The sequence below is a fragment of the Staphylococcus argenteus genome (assembly GCF_000236925.1).
Classification (GTDB): domain Bacteria; phylum Bacillota; class Bacilli; order Staphylococcales; family Staphylococcaceae; genus Staphylococcus; species Staphylococcus argenteus.
In genome coordinates, this window is the sequence record NC_016941.1 from 592,075 (window position 1) to 610,890 (window position 18,816).

The 18,816-nt window shown below is 31.9% G+C and carries 16 protein-coding genes; 11 read left to right on the top strand and 5 right to left on the bottom strand.

Going from position 1 to position 18,816, the window contains the following annotated elements; genetic code table 11:
* The first annotated feature begins 247 nt into the window (after positions 1-247).
* Together sdrE and sdgA are read left to right on the top strand one after the other, a co-directional pair.
* Complete coding sequence (gene sdrE, locus SAMSHR1132_RS02700; RefSeq protein ID WP_000610339.1) at positions 248-3,793, top strand: MSCRAMM family adhesin SdrE; 3,546 nt, start codon at positions 248-250, stop codon at positions 3,791-3,793.
* Between the two features lie 118 nt (positions 3,794-3,911).
* Entirely contained in the window at positions 3,912-5,378 is a 1,467-nt protein-coding gene (sdgA, locus tag SAMSHR1132_RS02705; protein WP_001106746.1) for a serine-aspartate repeat adhesin O-glycosyltransferase SdgA, read from the top strand.
* 115 nt (positions 5,379-5,493) lie between these two features.
* Here sdgA and sdgB read toward each other — a convergent pair whose 3' ends face one another.
* From sdgB to SAMSHR1132_RS02725, 4 genes are all read right to left on the bottom strand, one after another.
* Positions 5,494-6,984: a serine-aspartate repeat adhesin O-glycosyltransferase SdgB gene (sdgB, locus tag SAMSHR1132_RS02710; protein ID WP_001106094.1), complete on the bottom strand. Its 1,491-nt coding sequence runs from the start codon at positions 6,982-6,984 to the stop codon at positions 5,494-5,496.
* A gap of 544 nt (positions 6,985-7,528) precedes the next feature.
* Positions 7,529-8,407: a GTP cyclohydrolase FolE2 gene (folE2, locus tag SAMSHR1132_RS02715; protein WP_000134237.1), complete on the bottom strand. Its 879-nt coding sequence runs from the start codon at positions 8,405-8,407 to the stop codon at positions 7,529-7,531.
* A gap of 12 nt (positions 8,408-8,419) precedes the next feature.
* A complete protein-coding gene (gene bshB2 / locus SAMSHR1132_RS02720) occupies positions 8,420-9,085 on the bottom strand; it encodes a bacillithiol biosynthesis deacetylase BshB2 (protein WP_000129077.1) in 666 nt (221 codons plus the stop codon).
* A gap of 13 nt (positions 9,086-9,098) precedes the next feature.
* The gene (locus tag SAMSHR1132_RS02725) at positions 9,099-9,461 is read right to left on the bottom strand and encodes a YojF family protein (protein WP_014373787.1); all 363 of its coding nucleotides are present in this window, start codon (positions 9,459-9,461) and stop codon (positions 9,099-9,101) included.
* A 277-nt stretch (positions 9,462-9,738) separates the two neighbouring features.
* Here SAMSHR1132_RS02725 and nagB point away from each other — a divergent pair, with 277 nt between their 5' ends.
* The 9 genes from nagB (at position 9,739) to SAMSHR1132_RS02775 (ending at position 18,081) form a co-directional block, all read left to right on the top strand.
* The gene (nagB, locus tag SAMSHR1132_RS02730; RefSeq protein WP_000866406.1) at positions 9,739-10,497 is read left to right on the top strand and encodes a glucosamine-6-phosphate deaminase; all 759 of its coding nucleotides are present in this window, start codon (positions 9,739-9,741) and stop codon (positions 10,495-10,497) included.
* Between the two features lie 76 nt (positions 10,498-10,573).
* Positions 10,574-11,206, top strand: a complete 633-nt coding sequence (hxlA, locus tag SAMSHR1132_RS02735) for a 3-hexulose-6-phosphate synthase (RefSeq protein WP_000422873.1) — start codon at positions 10,574-10,576, stop codon at positions 11,204-11,206.
* Between the two features lies 1 nt (position 11,207).
* The gene (hxlB, locus tag SAMSHR1132_RS02740) at positions 11,208-11,756 is read left to right on the top strand and encodes a 6-phospho-3-hexuloisomerase (protein WP_001051608.1); all 549 of its coding nucleotides are present in this window, start codon (positions 11,208-11,210) and stop codon (positions 11,754-11,756) included.
* Positions 11,757-11,867: 111 nt separating this feature from the next.
* Positions 11,868-12,515: an HAD family hydrolase gene (locus SAMSHR1132_RS02745; protein WP_000667391.1), complete on the top strand. Its 648-nt coding sequence runs from the start codon at positions 11,868-11,870 to the stop codon at positions 12,513-12,515.
* 500 nt (positions 12,516-13,015) lie between these two features.
* Complete coding sequence (locus SAMSHR1132_RS02750) at positions 13,016-14,416, top strand: MFS transporter (RefSeq protein WP_000347077.1); 1,401 nt, start codon at positions 13,016-13,018, stop codon at positions 14,414-14,416.
* A gap of 537 nt (positions 14,417-14,953) precedes the next feature.
* Positions 14,954-16,330: an AMP-binding protein gene (locus SAMSHR1132_RS02760; RefSeq protein ID WP_042354742.1), complete on the top strand. Its 1,377-nt coding sequence runs from the start codon at positions 14,954-14,956 to the stop codon at positions 16,328-16,330.
* Entirely contained in the window at positions 16,331-17,470 is a 1,140-nt protein-coding gene (locus tag SAMSHR1132_RS02765) for a thiolase family protein (RefSeq protein ID WP_000806448.1), read from the top strand.
* Positions 17,445-17,822, top strand: coding sequence for a hypothetical protein (locus tag SAMSHR1132_RS02770; RefSeq protein WP_001165049.1), 378 nt, complete (start codon positions 17,445-17,447; stop codon positions 17,820-17,822). Before SAMSHR1132_RS02765 ends, SAMSHR1132_RS02770 begins: the two co-directional genes overlap by 26 nt.
* The gene (locus SAMSHR1132_RS02775) at positions 17,812-18,081 is read left to right on the top strand and encodes a hypothetical protein (RefSeq protein WP_001211992.1); all 270 of its coding nucleotides are present in this window, start codon (positions 17,812-17,814) and stop codon (positions 18,079-18,081) included. Before SAMSHR1132_RS02770 ends, SAMSHR1132_RS02775 begins: the two co-directional genes overlap by 11 nt.
* 202 nt (positions 18,082-18,283) lie before the next feature.
* On the opposite strand, the gene vraX is transcribed toward SAMSHR1132_RS02775, so the two are convergent.
* Positions 18,284-18,451: a C1q-binding complement inhibitor VraX gene (gene vraX / locus SAMSHR1132_RS02780; protein WP_000587957.1), complete on the bottom strand. Its 168-nt coding sequence runs from the start codon at positions 18,449-18,451 to the stop codon at positions 18,284-18,286.
* Positions 18,452-18,816 lie beyond the last annotated feature (365 nt).

Genomic DNA, 18,816 nt, shown 5'->3' on the forward strand with positions numbered 1-18,816 from the left:
AATAAACAAGAAAAACAATTAAATTCAGTTTCAAACCATTTAAAACAATTGGTATAAAAATCAAACAAATAAACAAAAATATTTAAAATTAAGTTATTCAATGAAAAGTGTAAAATAACAGCTGGAGATAAATAAATTTATTTAAAGTATTGTGCTTTATCTAAAAATGTATTACGATGGGAATACAAATTTTTATATGTAAAAATATTAATTTTTTGCAAATATTGATATTTTAAAGGAGATTTATATGATTAACAGGGATAACAAGAAGGCAATAACAAAAAAGGGTATGATTTCAAATCGCTTAAACAAATTTTCGATTAGAAAGTATACTGTAGGAACGGCATCGATTTTAGTAGGTACGACATTGATTTTTGGTCTAGGGAACCAAGAAGCTAAAGCTGCTGAAAATACTAGTACAGAAAATGCAAAGCAAGACGAAGCATCAACTAGTGCTGATAAGGAAGTAATGTCAAATACCGAAAATAATTCGACAACAGAAAAAAATACAACGGATTCAATTAAGGAAGAAACAAATACTGATTCACAAACTGAAGTTAAAGAAGAACCAAAAACATCTACTACACAACAACAGCAAAATAATACTACAACTTCAACTGAAACTAAGCCTCAAACTAATGAAAATAATAATGTAAAACCTTCAACTGATAAAACTGCAACAGAAGATACATCTGTTATTTTAGAAGAGAAGACAGCACCAAATAATAAAAATAACGATGTAACTACAAATCAATCTACAAGTGAAACTCAACCAACACAACAAACACCACAAGAACCTACAAATAATGAAACTTCACAACCACAATCAACACCTTCAAAAGTAGACAATCAAGTTACAGATGCAACTAATCCAAAACAAACGGTAAATGTATCAAAAGAAGATCTTAAAAATGATCCTGAAAAATTAAAAGAATTAGTTAGAAGTGAAAATAACACTGATCATTCAACTAAACCAGTTGCTACAGCACCAACAAGTGTTGCGCCGAAACGATTAAATGCGAAAATGCGTTTTGCAGTTGCACAACCAGCAGCAGTTGCTTCGAATAATGTAAACGATTTAATTACAGTGACAAAGCAAACGATTACTGAAGGTATTAAAGATGATGGTGTTATTCAAGCGCATGACGGTGAACATATTATTTATACATCTGATTTTAAAATTGATAATGCTGTAAAAGCTGGGGATACAATGACAGTTAAGTATGATAAGCATACAATTCCTTCAGATATCACGGATGATTTCACACCAGTCGATATTACAGATCCATCAGGTGAAGTGATTGCAAAGGGAACATTTGATTTAAATACGAAAACAATTACTTACAAATTTACTGATTATGTTGATAGATATGAGAATGTCAATGCAAAATTAGAACTAAACTCATATATTGATAAGAAAGAAGTCCCAAATGAAACAAATTTGAATTTAACATTTGCTACAGCAGATAAAGAGACTAGTAAAAATGTTAAAGTTGAATATCAAAAGCCTATTGTAAAAGATGAGTCAAATATTCAATCTATATTTAGCCATTTAGATACTACTAAGCATGAGGTAGAACAGACTATTTATGTGAATCCATTAAAATTAAATGCTAAAAACACAAATGTTACTATAAAAAGTGGTGGTGTAGCAGATAATGGTGATTATTATACTGGAGACGGTAGTACTATAATTGATAGTAATACGGAAATTAAAGTCTATAAAGTTGCATCGGGTCAACAATTACCTCAAAGTAATAAAATTTATGATTATAGTCAATATGAAGATGTTACCAATTCAGTAACTATTAATAAAAATTATGGTGCTAACATGGCCAATATTAATTTTGGTGACATTGATTCTGCATATATAGTTAAAGTTGTTAGTAAATATACACCGGGTGCTGAGGATGACTTAGCAGTTCAACAAGGTGTAAGAATGACTACAACAAACAAATATAATTATTCATCATATGCTGGTTACACTAATACTATTTTATCAACTACTGACTCTGGCGGTGGTGACGGTACTGTTAAACCTGAAGAAAAATTATATAAAATTGGTGACTACGTATGGGAAGATGTTGATAAAGACGGTGTCCAAGGTACAGATTCTAAAGAAAAACCAATGGCAAACGTTTTAGTTACATTAACTTACCCAGACGGTACAACAAAATCAGTTAGAACTGATGCTAATGGTCATTATGAATTCGGTGGTTTGAAAGATGGAGAAACATACACAGTTAAATTTGAAACACCAGCTGGATATCTTCCAACAAAAGAAAATGGAACTACTGATGGCGAAAAAGACTCAAATGGTAGCTCTGTTACAGTTAAAATTAATGGTAAAGATGATATGTCTTTAGACAGTGGTTTCTATAAAGAACCTAAATATAATCTTGGTGACTACGTATGGGAAGATACAAATAAAGATGGTATCCAAGATGCTAATGAACCTGGTATCAAAGATGTTAAAGTTACATTAAAAGATAGTACTGGAAAAATAATTGGTACTACAACTACAGACGCATCAGGCAAATATAAATTTACTGATTTAGATAATGGCAATTATACTGTTGAATTCGAAACACCAGCAGGTTATACACCAACGCTTAAAAATACAACTGCTGAAGATAAAGATTCTAATGGACTAACAACAACTGGTGTCATTAAAGATGCTGATAATTGGACATTAGATAGTGGTTTCTACAAAACACCGAAATATAGTTTAGGTGATTACGTTTGGTACGACAGTAATAAAGATGGCAAACAAGATCCAACTGAAAAAGGTATTAAAGATGTGACAGTTACATTGCAAAATGAAAAAGGCGAAGTAATTGGTACTACAAAAACTGATGAAAATGGTAAATATCGCTTTGATAATTTAGACAGCGGTAAATACAAAGTTATCTTTGAAAAACCTGCTGGCTTAACACAAACAGGTACAAATACAACTGAAGATGATAAAGATGCCGATGGTGGAGAAGTTGACGTAACAATTACGGATCATGATGATTTCACACTTGATAACGGCTACTACGAAGAAGACACATCTGACAGCGATTCAGATAGCGACTCAGATTCAGACAGCGACTCAGACTCAGACAGTGATTCAGATTCAGATAGCGACTCAGATTCAGACAGCGATTCAGATTCAGACAGCGATTCAGATTCAGATAGCGATTCAGATTCAGATAGCGATTCAGATTCAGACAGCGATTCAGATTCAGATAGCGACTCAGACTCAGATAGCGATTCAGACTCAGACAGCGACTCAGACTCAGATAGTGACTCAGATTCAGACAGCGACTCAGACTCAGATAGCGATTCAGATTCAGACAGCGACTCAGATTCAGATAGCGACTCAGACTCAGATAGTGACTCAGATTCAGACAGCGACTCAGACTCAGATAGCGATTCAGATTCAGACAGCGACTCAGACTCAGATAGCGATTCAGATTCAGACAGCGACTCAGACTCAGATAGCGATTCAGATTCAGATAGTGACTCAGATTCAGATAGCGACTCAGATTCAGACAGTGACTCAGACTCAGACAGCGACTCAGACTCAGATAGTGATTCAGATTCAGACAACGACTCAGACTCAGATGCAGGTAAACATACACCGGCTAAACCAATGAGTACGGTTAAAGATCATCACAACAAAGCAAAAGCATTACCAGAAACAGGTAGTGAAGACAATGGTACAAATAACGCTACATTATTCGGTGGATTATTTGCGGCATTAGGATCATTATTACTATTCGGTCGTCGTAAAAAACAAGATAAATAAAATAACCTGAACCAGGCCATAAGGGCCTGGTTTTTTAATGATAAAACATGCAATAGATGTATTTTTCATATAAAATAAACAATAAAGATACGTAATAAAAATTATATGAGGCGATAATATGAATTACATTTTAGGAACAATTTTAGAAAGTAAAATTACTGGTGTAGAAAAAGCGCAAATTAATAGACTAAAGTTGTTTAAACAGCAAGAAATCCCTTCAAAATGTGTATATATTAAATGGAATCCTTATTTGTATACATATGCGAAGCAACATCGAATAGAAAACGATGTATTTACAATGTATGATTATTTTCAAAAGACAATTAATTACAAAAAGACAAAACAAGTGAATTGGTTACAATATTGGGAAAAGGCATGCAATTATACATTGAAATTTGTGGAGAATTCAAATGACGTTAGAATATATGACGAAGAACAATTTATCATGTACGCACATTTTTTAGACAAGCAATATCGAGACTTAAACTATGTGAATTATTTTGATCATCAAAGAAGAAAGGTTAAACGAGAATTATTTGATGGTAGGGGATTTCTTAGTTGCTCTAGAATTTTAGGAGAAGGGCAACGTATTGTTCTGGAAAACTATTTTACTACAGACGGTACAATTGTAATTCAAAAGTATTTTGATGACGTTAAAGGTAAAAATACTCTGACAAAGGTTGTCGTAAATGAAGGACAGCATCAGCAATATTTTGATAGTGAAGAAGAATTAGTCCACTATTTTCTAAATCAATTATGTAAAAATAATGATCAATTAATATTAGATAGACCACACGAATTAGGAAATGTAATGACAGAACTTCGCAAAGAAATTCCGGTTATCGTAGTTCTTCATAGTACGCATTTAACTGGGAATGAGATAAAAAGTTTTTACAAACCAGTATTCAATCATTTAAAACGTTATAAAGCTATTGTTGTCTCTACAGATAAACAACGTCGAGATATCGCTGCGTATATTGAAAATGAAATCCCAGTAGTCAATATTCCGGTTGGTCATGTAGAAAATCTACCAAACAACATCGACTTTAATAATAAAGAAAAAGGGCATATCATATCAGTTGCGCGTTTAGTAGAAAATAAGCAAATCAAACACCAAATTGAAGTAATTAAACGTTTAGTTGAAAAATATCCTGATATTCAATTAAATATATATGGACATGGAAATGGTTTAGCAGAATATCAACAACTTGTAGAAAAGTATCAATTAGTAAGGCATGTTAAGTTTCATGGATTTAAGACACAAGTTAGTGAAGCAATTGCTAAAGCACAACTTATGTTGTCTACAAGTAAAATGGAAGGTTTTGGATTAGCAATTTTAGAATCTCTGTCACTAGGCACACCAGTAATAAGTTATGATGTTGATTATGGCCCAGCTGAACTTATTCAAGATGGTTTCAACGGTTATCTAGTCTCTGAAGGTGATATTGATAAAATGGTTGAAAAGGTAGACCAATTGTTGAATGACAGTCAAAAGATAGAACAATTTTCAATGAATAGTATTCAATCAGCTCAGCAGTTTAACACGACAACTGTTGGTACGAAATGGCAAAATATTTTAAGTTAAAATAAAAAGCATTTTCCTAAAAACGAAATTAAACAAAACAAGTTCAATCTGAACATTTATGTTTGATTAGTTAGCATAGGAAAATGCATTTTTTATAGATTAATGAAAATTACATTTAAATAAGTCGAATAAATTGATCCCATTGATTAATCAATGATGCTTTACTATATTGTTGTGCCTTAGTTAAGCTGCCAACAGAAAGGCGTTGCTGCTCTTCTGGATGTTCAATTACATATTTTACTTTTTCAAAAAGCGCATCTTCATCATTTTTAGGAATTAAATAACCGTTAATATCAGACGAAATTAATTCACTAGGACCATATTTAATATCGTAACTAATTACAGGAACACCATGGGACAATGATTCGAGTAAGGCTAAAGAAAATCCTTCCATATTACTAGTGATTAAACTTAAATAAGCATCGCTATATTCTTGATCTAATTGACTTAAGAATCCGCGCAAATAGACATGATTCTCCAATCCATATTTCTGAATTAACTCATTTAGTTTTTTACTTTCAGAACCAAATCCATACATATGTAGTTCAACATTTGGAACTAATGGCACTAGGCGTTTTATTAATTCAATTTGTTGATGTAATTGTTTTTCAGGTGAATAACGAGCAACGGAAATTAATTTTATTTTTCGATGATCTAAATTTTGAATTGGCGTATCTATAGGTTCACTGTATCCGACTGGTATATTAACAACTGGAATTTCATTATGAATACGTTTTGAAACATCGATTTTTTGCTGTTCTGTAGAAACAACAATTGCACGATATCGAGATAAATTTTCGAACATTGCTTTATATACATTTTTAAAAGGTGAAGAATCTAATTCATCAATATTTTTAATATGAGTACTGTGCAACACTGCAACTACAGGAATTGTGTCAGGTGTTAAATTAAAAATAGGTGCAGTATAAACATTGCGATCACTGAAGAATAAATCACCTTCACGATAGATGTTTGTTATAAAAAACGCGCCTAAATCGGTATCACTATTAAAGAAGTATGATTTATTTGCATAGTAAACAATGATTTTTTGTACTTCCGGTTTGTCATTAATATACGTGTAATATTTTTCAATTTTTGTATTTCCATCTGGATTATAGAAAAACTCACAAAGTGTTTGTTGTTTACCGACAAGAATTCGACTACAACTTAAAAAGCCACGTACGTCGTAAAAGTCACGTTTCACTTTTCGTCTTTGTCGATCAAAATGATTCACATAATCTAATATCCGATGTTTTGGATCTTGAAAATGTGCATACATTAAAAAACGATCTTGATCATATATTCTAAAATCATTACTATTCTCAACGGGTTTTAAAATATAATGGCATTCATCAGTCCAATAGGATAACCAATCAAAAGGTTCATTACGGTCTACATATAAAGCTTCTTGAAAGTAATCATACATATTGATGTAATCGCCATCCGATAAATAATTTTGAGCATTTCTATATAAAAATCTATTCCATGACAGAAATACACACTGCGCTGGTCGTCCCATTTCTTTAAATAATTTCAATCGATTAATAATTGCTTTTTCAATGCCGGTTAAATTTGCACCTAAACTGTTACCTACAAAATAATTCATTTTTAACACCACTTATGTCTGTTTTTTATAATTATATCACATAACATTTAATTAACTCTTTTAAATAGAAAAAGAAATGTTTTTAAAAATAATGAGTTTTAAGGTTTGAAGGGAGTGGGACAGTAAAGAACCACTTATGATTTATTATGTAGTGGTTCTGTGACATTAGTCGCAGCTAGCGTGTACTTAAAAATAGGAATACATGAGTAAAAAACATGTATAAGAGATACTGATTTCTAAATAAAAAGTATTTCTTTAACATTGTAAATCCTGGAGCACTAAGGCTGATGTAAAATCTTAAATTTGATGAATAATCATTATTTGAGCAAATGGAATTAAAGTTTAACGACAGATTCCACATCTCATTACTATTCTCAAAAATATAAAATGCTGTTTCTCATGTGTTAAGCCATTTTAAAAATGAATAAAACTGAATTTATACAAAAGCCAACAAAACATTATTCCAACGATACTGACATTACAGAAAACATACAAAATAAAAAACGCGCAACTACTGTTACGCGCTTTATTATAAAATATGAAATTATTTACGGTATTTTAATTTGGCAAACGCATCATGTTGATGGATTGACTCTTCATTGCGACATTCAATATCGAAACCTTCTAGCCAATCAAATTCAACTAAGTCAGCCGCGATTAATCGAATTAAATCTTCAACAAAACGAGGATTTTCGTATGCACGCTCTGTGACACGTTTTTCATCAGGACGTTTTAAAATAGGATATAGAATTGAGCTTGCATTTGCTTCCATAGCATCTAAAATTTTGTTTTTATAATCATCAACAATGTCTTGGTCTTTATTAATATATGTTTTAACAGTAACAACACCACGTTGGTTGTGTGCTGAATATTCGCTGATTTCTTTTGAACAAGGGCATAGTGTTGTAACTGTAGCCTCAATTGTAAGTTCTTTACGTGTCACTTGGTCACCATCAATAGCTAATCCATAAGTGACATCAGCATTTCCAACCGCTTTAATATTTGTTGTTGGACTATATCGATCAAAGAACCATTTTCCAGAAACGTCAACACCAGCAGCATTTTGTTTCATATTTGTTTGTAAAGTTCGTAAGACTTGGTATAACGTATTAAATTCGAGTTCAATACCATTATCATAATGCTTTTCAACACTTTCGATAATACGACTCATGTTAATACCTTTTTCATCTTTAGTTAGGCTAGTTGAAAAACTAAATGTACCAGCTGTTTGATACTGGTCAACAAGTACAGGGTATACTAAGTTTTTTATACCAACTTCTTCAATTTCAAATAAGAAATCTTTATGCGTGCTTTGTAAATCAGTCATTTCATTTTTAGTAGTAGGTTTCGTACCTTCGATAGGGTCTACTGAACCAAAGTGTTTCCAACGACCTTCTCGTGTCGATAAATCAAATTCAGTCATTATTTTCCTCCGTTAAGATTTAAAGTGATATGTCCAATATGGTTCGACAGTTAAAAAGCTGTGCTGTTTACCATCGATTTCAGGACTTGCTAATTGTTTTAAAAATGGACCTGTTTGTGAAGCATGTGCTTCAAATGCTTTAATTTTTAGGTCTTTAAAATCTGTAATATCATTTTGAATATCAGGTTCGCCTAATGCGTCTGTAGCATCATTACTAAAAGCAACCAAAGTTAAACGTGGACGTTCTTCTTCAGGCATGCGTTCAACAGTTCTAATCACTGCATCGGCAGTTGCTTCATGATCAGGATGTACAGCGTAACCAGGGTAAAATGAAATAATCAATGATGGATTAGTTTCATCAATTAAAGATTTAATCATACTATCTATATGTTCATAAGGTTCAAATTCGACTGTTTTGTCGCGTAAACCCATTTTTCTTAAATCAGTAATGCCAATAACTTTACATGCTTCTTCAAGTTCACGTTCGCGAATGCTTGGTAATGATTCACGAGTTGCAAATGGTGGATTACCTAAGTTTCGTCCCATTTGACCTAAAGTTAAACATGCATATGTTACTGGTACGCCTCTTTGGACATAACTTGCTAGTGTCCCTGCAGATGAGAAGGTTTCATCATCAGGATGTGGAAATATTACTAATACATGTCTTTCATCAGTCATGTTGATGCCTCCTCTATAAATTAAATGGTTGCTCGCTAATTTCAAGCGCTGCAGCGAGTTGACCTTCATAATTAAAACCTGCAATTAAAAATTCATCATGCTCGTTAACTTCAAAATGCGTTAGACCTTGTACATAAACCCAGCCACCATTTGATAGTTTAAGACCAATGCGATAAGGTTCTTTATTGCCACCTTTTAACTGAGCATGTGTATATGTTACTTGAATATTTCTTAAAAAAGTACCAGCATTAAAAACACGTTGATCGAAATGGTTCGCATAGGCACCATTTGTCGTTTCAACATGTAGATACACAGGTTTATGTTCATAAGAAGCAAGTAATTCTAAAACTTCTTGTTCTTTAATTGGTTCCAACACGTTCACTCCTTACACTATCAATGTGTTTATCTTTCTATTTTACTAAAAACTATTCAATAATTGTATACGATTGCTCAATTATTTGGAAATTAATTTTTGATAGGAGATAAATAATTCATATGAACAGATGCAAACTTTCACATTTCACCCTTTTAAAAATCAAATAAATTGTTGGAATTTAAAAAGTGTTAAACATTAAAAATGATGCTATATTAATGGTGTATGAATGAATTCATAAGTTTTTAAAATGTATTAAATTTGTGGAGGCATGTAAACAATGAAAGTATTAAACTTAGGATCAAAAGAACAAGCATCATTTTACGTTGCATGTGAATTATATAAAGAAATGGCTTTTAATCAAGATTGTACACTCGGATTAGCAACGGGTGGAACAATGACAGATTTATATCATCAACTCGTTAAACTTTTAAATAAAAATCAACTTAATGTAGATCATGTAACTACATTTAATTTAGATGAATATGTAGGTTTGTCCTCAGCGCATCCTCAAAGTTATCACAATTATATGGATGAAATGCTTATTAAACAATATCCATATTTTAATAAGAACAACATACACATTCCAAATGGTGATGCGAATGATATGAATGTGGAAGTGACAAGGTACAATAATCTTTTAGCTCAGCAAGGTGAACGTGACATTCAAATTTTAGGTATTGGTGAAAATGGACATATCGGATTTAATGAACCGGGGACGCCATTTGATAGTATTACACATATAGTTGATTTGACTGAGAGCACAATTAAGGCTAATAGTCGATATTTTAAAAATGAAAATGATGTTCCGAAACAAGCCATTTCGATGGGACTCGCAAATATTTTGCAAGCAAAACGTATCATTTTACTCGCATTTGGTGAAAAGAAACGTGCAGCTATTACACATTTATTAAATCAAGAAATTTCTATTGATGTACCAGCCACATTACTTCACAAACACCCGAATGTTGAGATATATTTAGACGACGAAGCTTGTCCTAAAAATGTTGCGAAAATTCATGTTGACGAAATGAATTGATTGCAATGTTTAAATAAGAAATGCGTCGGGAAAGTTTCCAATAGAAAGAAAAAAAGCATTGGAAGGATGATTTTTAGTGGAATTACAATTAGCAATTGATTTATTAAACAAAGAAGAAGCGGCTAAGTTAGCAAATAAAGTAAAAGATTATGTGGATATTGTAGAAATCGGTACACCAATCATTTATAACGAAGGTTTACCAGCAGTTAAACATATGGCAGACAATATCGATAATGTAAAAGTATTAGCTGACATGAAAATTATGGATGCCGCTGATTATGAAGTGAGCCAAGCAATTAAATTTGGTGCTGATGTAATTACAATTTTAGGTGTTGCAGAAGATGCATCAATTAAAGCAGCCATTGAAGAAGCACATAAAAATAATAAACAATTACTAGTTGATATGATTGCAGTTCAAGACTTGGAAAAACGTGCAAAAGAACTAGATGAAATGGGTGCTGACTATATTGCAGTACACACTGGTTACGATTTACAAGCTGAAGGTCAATCTCCTCTAGAAAGTTTAAGAACTGTTAAATCAGTAATTAAAAATTCAAAAGTTGCAGTAGCTGGTGGTATTAAACCAGATACAATTAAAACGATTGTTGCTGAAAACCCTGACCTTGTCATTGTAGGTGGCGGAATCGCAAATGCGGACGATCCAGTTGAAGCAGCAAAACAATGTCGCGCGGCTATTGAAGGTAAATAATATGGCTAAATTTAGTAACTATCATCTAATTCTTGATGAATTAACGACAACGTTATCTCATGTGGAAACGGATGAATTTTCAGTTTTTGCTAATAAAATATTAAATGCAAATCAAATTTTTGTTGCTGGTAAAGGTCGTTCGGGATTCGTAGCTAATAGTTTTGCAATGCGTTTAAATCAACTAGGTAAACTAGCGCATGTAGTTGGTGAATCAACGACACCTGCAATTAAGCGTGATGATTTATTCGTAATCATTTCAGGTTCAGGTTCAACAGAACATTTGAGATTACTAGCTGACAAAGCAAAATCTGTAGGTGCTAATATTGTATTAATTACTACGAAAGAAGATTCTGCAATTGGTAAATTGGCTAACACAAAAGTTGTTTTGCCAGCAGGAACGAAGTATGACGAACAAGGTTCAGCACAACCATTAGGAAGCTTGTTTGAACAAGCATCACAATTATTTTTGGATAGTGTCGTGATGGGTTTAATGACTGAGTTGGATGTGTCAGAACAAACGATGCAACAGAATCATGCTAATTTAGAATAAATAAATGATAGTCGGTAATATTATGTTTCTATGATAATATTATCGACTATTTTTTATTTAAATATTAAATTATAGTATAATATTGTTAATAAAAGGATAGGGGTGTTAATAGTGAAGTTTGAAAATTATATTTTTGATTTCGATGGCACATTAGCAGATACGAAAAAATGTGGAGAAATAGCTACACAAAGAGCATTTAAAACATGCGGATTATCGGAACCATCATCAAAAGATATCACACATTATATGGGAATACCTATTGAAGAATCATTTTTAAAATTGGCAGATAGACAATTAGATGAGGCTTCTTTGACAAAATTAATTGAAACATTTAGAAATACATATAAAACAATAGAAAAAGACTATATCTATGAATTTGCCGGAATTACAGAGGCTATTACAAGTTTACATAACCAAGGGAAAAAGCTTTTCGTGGTATCTAGTAAAAAAAGTGATGTACTAGAAAGAAATTTATCAGCAATTGGGTTAAATCATTTAATTACTGAAGCTGTTGGTTCTGATCAAGTAAGTAAATATAAACCGGATCCTGAAGGCATACATACGATTTTGCAACGTTATAATTTAAATAGTCAACATACTGTTTACATTGGAGATTCAACATTTGATGTTGAGATGGGACAACGAGCTGGTGTGCAATCGGCAGTAGTGACATGGGGTGCACATGATGCAAGAATATTACTTCATTCGAATCCTGATTTTATTATCAATGATCCATCAGAAATAAATACAGTATTATAAAGCGTATAAGATGAAATATTTTAGTGCTGAAAATAAAAGAGATTAATATCCAATGAAGTTGATTTATCATTGCAAATTCTTGACAGTCTAAATAAATATTTATAAATAATTTTGAATGTTTAATAACACTAATAAAGGTTTTAGCAACAGATTTACTATTGTGAATTTTAGTAGAAAAACGAGTGTCAAAAATATATTAGTGGAATTGGAATCATTTCAATTCAGTTAAATTATGGCGATAGTATATGACTATTACGAAGTTGTATGCTATCGCCATTTTTAGTTATAAGTTGAAAATGTTTAAGGATCTGAAATTTATGAATTATAATAGTTTGATTCAAATCGTTATGGGTATAAAATAGATGTATTTATTTCGCTAAAATGAAAATTTTCATAAAACATACTTTTGTATTTATATAAAGGTTTAAATTTGTATAAATTTGACAAAACTAATTAACTCCGTATAATTATGAAACATACAAGAGGGAGTGTATGAATTCATGGATTTTAATAAAGAGAATATTAACATGGTGGATGCAAAGAAAGCCAAAAAGACTGTTGTTGCAACCGGCATTGGGAATGCAATGGAATGGTTCGACTTTGGTGTCTATGCATATACAACTGCGTACATAGGCGCGAATTTCTTTTCTCCAGTGGAAAGTCAAGATATTCGACAAATACTAACATTTGCAGCGTTAGCAATTGCGTTTTTATTAAGACCAATTGGTGGAGTTGTATTTGGTATTATTGGTGACAAATATGGACGTAAAGTTGTATTAACATCAACTATTATTTTAATGGCATTTTCAACATTAACTATTGGTTTATTGCCAAGTTATGATCAAATTGGACTTTGGGCTCCAATATTGTTATTACTTGCTAGAGTATTACAAGGTTTTTCAACTGGTGGGGAATATGCAGGCGCAATGACATATGTCGCAGAGTCATCACCAGATAAACATCGTAATGCATTAGGTAGTGGTCTTGAAATCGGAACACTATCAGGTTATATTGCAGCTTCAATTATGATTGCATTATTAACTTTCTTTTTAACAGATGAGCAAATGGCATCATTTGGTTGGAGAATTCCTTTCCTATTAGGATTATTCTTAGGGTTATTTGGGTTATATTTACGTCGTAGATTAGAAGAATCTCCAGTATTTGAAAATGATGTTGCAACTCAACCAGAAAGAGATAATATTAACTTTTTACAAATCATTAGATTTTATTACAAAGACATATTTGTATGTTTTATAGCAGTCGTGTTCTTCAACGTTACGAATTACATGGTAACTGCATACTTACCAACTTATTTAGAACAAGTCATCAAATTAGATGCCACTACTACTAGTGTATTAATCACATGTGTAATGGCAATAATGATTCCACTAGCATTAATGTTTGGTAAGATAGCCGATAAAATTGGCGAAAAGAAAGTATTTCTTATTGGTACTGGCGGATTGACGGTATTTAGCATTATCGCGTTCGTATTATTACATTCACAATCATTTATTGTTATAGTAATTGGCATATTTATTTTAGGTTTCTTCTTATCAACATATGAAGCAACGATGCCAGGTTCACTACCAACGATGTTTTACAGTCATATAAGATATCGTACATTATCAGTTACATTTAATATCTCTGTTTCTATATTTGGTGGTACAACACCATTAGTGGCTTCATGGTTAGTAGCTGAAACAGGCAATCCACTGGCACCAGCATATTATTTAACAGCGATTAGCTTAATTGGCTTTTTAGTAATTACGTTCTTACATTTGAGTACAGCTGGAAAATCACTTAAAGGCTCGTATCCTAATGTAGATAATGAAAAAGATAGAGCGTATTATGCTGAACATCCTAAAGAAGCATTATGGTGGATTGAAGAAAGAAAAGATTAAACATTTTAATAAATATGTTTAAATCAATCGTATATAAGCACTTTAAAGATAGTAAATTTTGCTAACTTTAAAGTGCTTTTTAATTTGAAAAACAATGTGTTTATAAATACATAACATAAACCCCCACTGTAATAATGATCACAATGGGGGAAGAGGGGACTTAAAGCATATGTTTAGCTTTGAATACTTAAAATTCTCTTTGCTATTGAAATGTTAGGATGTAAATATGTCTTAGAGTATTTTGTCCAACGCAATTAATATTGAGACTCTAACCTTCAATATTAGCTTTATAGAGAACACAAATTTAAATAGATTGGGTGACTTATTTGTGTCAGTTATTGCGATTGCCATAACTTCTTTTCTCTATATACATATAATAACTTGTTCATTATTAAAAAACATGGTACCTCAGTATCAAATTTATCTAGGGCTTAAGTTTGATAAACTGGAGAATGTAGAATGACTGATAAAAAAGCTAATTCATTATATAATGTTAACGAAAATGTTATTGAAGTTTACAATGAGCGAGGTATACTGATGAATCAAATATTAAACATGTTAGAAGCGCATATACAAAACAAACCCAATGCTATAGCTATTCAAATAGATGATCAAGCATTCACATATCAACAATTAGAAGATAATGTTTCGAAGGTGGTTGAATCATTAAAATCATTATCATTAGACGCTGTAGTAGCATTAAATATGACATCACCAATTCAAACTATTGTGTATTACCTAGCTTTGCATCGCTTACATAGAATTCCAATGATGATAGAACCTAAATGGCAAAGTACGATTCATCACCAATTATTTGAAAAATATAATATTAAGGATGTTATTGGAAATAATGGACTCATACAAAAAATAGATTCACCGTCATTTATAGATGCATCGCAATTACATCATCATCAAAATTTATTGCATATTGGCTTTACTTCTGGGACAACCGGCATGCCAAAAGCTTATTATCGTGATGAAAACTCTTGGATAGCTTCATTTGAAGTAAATGAAATGTTAATGAAGCGTGGAGAAAATGCCATTGTAGCACCTGGACCACTTGCACATTCTTTAACACTTTATGCATTATTATATGCGTTAAGCACTGGACGTACTTTCATAGGTCAAGCAACATTTGATCCTACAAAATTACTTAATCAATGTCTGGATAATAATTTATATAAAAGCGCCTTGTTCGTCGTGCCAACAATGATTAAATCTTTAGTAACTTTATTCAATTCTACATATGCAATTCAATCGATTTTTAGCAGTGGTGATAAACTACACTCAACTGTTTTTCAAAAACTTAAAAATAAGGCGCCTGATATAAATTTAATTGAATTTTTTGGTACCTCAGAAACAAGTTTTATTAGTTATAACTTTAACCAAGAAGCGCCATTGGAATCTGTAGGTATACTATTTCCAAATGTTGAATTGAAAACATTAAATCGTGATCAAAATGGTATAGGTCAAATATGTGTGAAAAGTAATATGACATTTAGTGGTTATGTTGGAGATAAATGTTTAAATGATAACGAATGGATAGTCACAGGTGATGTCGGCTTTGTAAATCAACAATACTTATTCTTAACAGGGCGAAAACATGACATGATTATTATTGGTGGTCATAACGTTTATCCATCAAGTGTAGAGCATATGTTAAAACAATGGGATAAAATTGATGAAGCAATTGTAATTGGAATTCCGAATGAGCAGTTTGGCCAAATTGCTGTATTACTATACACAAGTGAGAGCAAGCTCACGCACAAAGAAGTGAAACACTTTTTAAGTTATAAAGTGAAACGTTATGAAATACCTTCAATTATTCATCATGTAGACAAGATGTTTTATACTGCAAGTGGCAAAATCGCAAGAGAGAACATGACGACGATGTATTTAAGAGGTGAGATTTAAATGAAACAAGCAGTTATAGTTGCAGCCAAACGGACAGCATTTGGTAAGTATGGTGGGACTTTAAAACATCTAGAACCTGAGCAATTACTTAAACCATTATTCCAATATTATAAAAAGCAATATCCAGAGGTAATATCTAAAATTGATGATGTTATTTTAGGTAATGTTGTAGGAAATGGTGGTAATATTGCTAGAAAAGCGTTACTTGAAGCGGGTCTGCAAGAATCGATACCTGGTGTGACAATTGACCGTCAATGTGGTTCCGGTCTTGAAAGTATTCAATATGCATGTCGAATGATTCAAGCTGGTGCTGGTAAGATATATTTTGCAGGTGGTGTAGAAAGTACGAGTAGAGCACCATGGAAAATTAAACGTCCACAATCTGTATACGAGACGTCGCTACCAGAATTTTATGAACGAGCATCTTTTGCACCAGAAATGAGCGACCCTTCGATGATTGAAGGCGCAGAAAATGTAGCAAAAGTATATGGTGTAACCAGAGAATTACAAGATGACTTTGCATTTCGAAGTCATCAACTTACTGAGGAAAATGTACAAAATCATAATATTTCTCAGGAAATACTACCACTGACAGTAAAAGGTAAAATATTCGAAAAAGACGAAAGCATAAAATCACATATACTTAGAGAAAATTATCGTCGTTTTAAGCCAATTATAAAAGGTGGAACAGTTACAGCTGCGAATAGTTGTATGAAAAACGATGGGGCAGTTTTATTACTTATTATGGAAAAAGATATTGCGAATGCTTTGGGATTTAAGCAAGGATTATTATTTAAGGATAATGTGACGATAGGTGTTGATTCTACGTTACCTGGTATCGGTCCAGTTCCAGCAATTTCCGAATTATTAAAAAGAAATCAATTAAACATTGAAGATATTGACGCTATTGAAATAAATGAAGCATTTAGTGCACAAGTCGTTGCTTGTCAGCAAGCGTTAAACATTAAAAATAGTCAATTGAATATTTGGGGTGGTGCATTAGCGACAGGACATCCATATGGCGCAAGTGGTGCGCAATTGGTGACGCGTTTGTTTTATATGTATGAAAAAGATACGTTAATTGCTTCAATGGGGATTGGAGGAGGTTTAGGTAATGCAGCATTATTTAGCAGATTCTAATCAAAGATTGAATGTGATATTTTCTAAGGATAGTGTGGCTGTATATTATCAATGTTTTAATAAACCTTTTATAAATGAAGTACCACCATTAATGTGTGCATCATTATGGCCTAAGTTTGAGATATTTAAACAATACAGTGAAAGTGAATTAATTTTAACAAAGACAGTAATTGATCAATCAGAGAAAATTGAAACAGATATGACTTATGTCGCGTGTCTAGAAGAAGTTAAGCGACAACAGATACGTCATATCACTCGGTATACAATGACGTTAACTTTATTTAAAAATAATCAACATGTCATAACAATTACACAAACTTTTATTAAGGTGATGAATCAAAGTGAGATTTAATCAAGCGTTGGTAAACGAATATTTAGCACTTGTAAATGATGCCAATCCAATACATAACAAAATTGTACCAGGTCAATTAGTAAGTCAGAAGATGTTACTGACTATCTCCGCAGATGCATATCAGTATTGCATTAACTACATTAAACCGATTTTAATTGATGAAAATATCGAATTTATTGAACAAAGCGAGCGTGATATTATAGCAATAAATGATGACGGAGAGATTAAAATAAGAATTTCTTTGACTACAAAAAAATAACCGATATTAGCTGCATGAACGCATATTAATTAGGAGATGAAAGGACAGCTAATATCAGTTATATATTGTTATTATTATTGTAATCAGAGATAAATATAGGTTAAGGTATTTCTTTTGCACGGGGATGCATTATTTTGAAAATAATAATAACAACTTTATGAAATGTTTAATAAATTCTGGATTATTGGAACGATTAGTCAATCTAACTAACTTTCATATGATCTATATCGTCTTGTAATAAAGAGAGCAATTTAAAAATTTCAGTATCACTAAATGAATCGTCACATTTAATAGAAACATGCTGAAATGTTTTGGTTATAATTTCAAACACTGGTGCACCTTCATGGTGATACTGTCGATAAATAATCATAACCTATATTACCTCCTTTGCTACTCTATAGTCATATTATAAATAATGTCTATGCGCACTACATCAATCTTAAGTATCAATTTTTTATCAGACATTGAACGTATTTTTTACTAGGACTATTTATGTATAAAAGGTCAAAAGAAATATATATTTATAAAGTCGTCTGTGAGTCATTTGGAAAATATAACAAATATGGTTGGATATGCATTTATCGTGAAGTAATGGTAATTATTGAGGCGTTGAGCATATTGATGAGTATAAGTTCATCTTGAAAATAAAGTGTTTAATTAGTCATGGGTACAGATGTATAGGAAATATTTGTATGTATTGCTTGATATGTATGAGATTTTTAAAAAAAGTTAATA

Bases quoted from the DNA above. Each gene is read 5' to 3' on its own strand.
- folE2 (WP_000134237.1), bottom strand. From the start codon at position 8,407: ATGACTGAATTTGATTTATCGACACGAGAAGGTCGTTGGAAACACTTT.
- bshB2 (WP_000129077.1), bottom strand. From the start codon at position 9,085: ATGACTGATGAAAGACATGTATTAGTAATATTTCCACATCCTGATGAT.
- hxlB (WP_001051608.1), top strand. From the start codon at position 11,208: ATGGCTAAATTTAGTAACTATCATCTAATTCTTGATGAATTAACGACA.
- sdrE (WP_000610339.1), top strand. From the start codon at position 248: ATGATTAACAGGGATAACAAGAAGGCAATAACAAAAAAGGGTATGATT.
- vraX (WP_000587957.1), bottom strand. From the start codon at position 18,451: ATGATTATTTATCGACAGTATCACCATGAAGGTGCACCAGTGTTTGAA.
- sdgA (WP_001106746.1), top strand. From the start codon at position 3,912: ATGAATTACATTTTAGGAACAATTTTAGAAAGTAAAATTACTGGTGTA.
- SAMSHR1132_RS02750 (WP_000347077.1), top strand. From the start codon at position 13,016: ATGGATTTTAATAAAGAGAATATTAACATGGTGGATGCAAAGAAAGCC.
- SAMSHR1132_RS02770 (WP_001165049.1), top strand. From the start codon at position 17,445: ATGCAGCATTATTTAGCAGATTCTAATCAAAGATTGAATGTGATATTT.
- SAMSHR1132_RS02765 (WP_000806448.1), top strand. From the start codon at position 16,331: ATGAAACAAGCAGTTATAGTTGCAGCCAAACGGACAGCATTTGGTAAG.
- sdgB (WP_001106094.1), bottom strand. From the start codon at position 6,984: ATGAATTATTTTGTAGGTAACAGTTTAGGTGCAAATTTAACCGGCATT.
- SAMSHR1132_RS02760 (WP_042354742.1), top strand. From the start codon at position 14,954: ATGAATCAAATATTAAACATGTTAGAAGCGCATATACAAAACAAACCC.
- nagB (WP_000866406.1), top strand. From the start codon at position 9,739: ATGAAAGTATTAAACTTAGGATCAAAAGAACAAGCATCATTTTACGTT.